The following is a 686-nucleotide window of genomic DNA, read 5'->3' as shown; positions in this document are numbered from 1 at the left end:
TTAAGGAACGTCTGATTAAGTTCTAATTTCCATCCGTTACAAAATCATGTTCCAGTCAAAGCATAAAACGTGCTGCTGAACATGATTTTCATCAAGAATTGGGGAGTTGCATCCCCAACTTCTTCAGTTCTCGAGCGATTTCTCGCTCATTGGGCACACTATCCCCCTTGCATGCGCACCAAACGCCTGCGAACCATGAACAAGTTCGCCAGTGCACAAGTAACAAACAAGCGGTGTGCGTTCTTCTGTAACCCGCGATATCTCACCTTGGTAAATCCAAACAGGCGCTTGATGATGCAGAAGGCATGTTCAACCTTGGCACGTATGCTTGATTTGCGGCGATTGGTCAGGCGCTCTTCTTCTGTCAGCTTGTGACTGCGTGTGCCACGGATGTTGGTAAAGTCCTTTATCCCTGGTGCTTTGCCGCGTGCTGCTTGTTTCTGGCCTGTGTAAGCGGAGTCACCCCAGTAACGTGTCTCGCGCCCATGTAGTAAGGCTGGCAATACCTGGCTGTCGTGGACATTGGCCCCGGTGGCGACTACGGTATGGATCAATTTGGTCTTGCTGTCCACACCTATGTGCCCCTTCATGCCGAAGTACCATTGATTGCCTTTTTTAGTTTGACGCATTTCCGGATCGCGCTTGCCTTCTTTATTCTTGGTGGAGGAAGGTGCTGAAATAATGGT

The 686-nt window shown here is 49.4% G+C and carries 1 protein-coding gene; it reads right to left on the bottom strand.

Annotated features, from left to right (window positions below):
- Positions 1 to 158 precede the first annotated feature (158 nt).
- Positions 159 to 686, bottom strand: a 528-nt coding sequence (locus ACO0LN_RS30260; protein ID WP_422980463.1) for an IS5 family transposase, incomplete at its 5' end; no start/stop codon positions are given.

It is taken from the genome of Undibacterium sp. TC9W, assembly GCF_049339865.1.
Taxonomy (GTDB): Bacteria; Pseudomonadota; Gammaproteobacteria; order Burkholderiales; family Burkholderiaceae_D; genus Undibacterium.
Note: the sequence above shows the minus strand (reverse complement) of the source record. Positions and strands in the feature narration are given on the sequence as shown.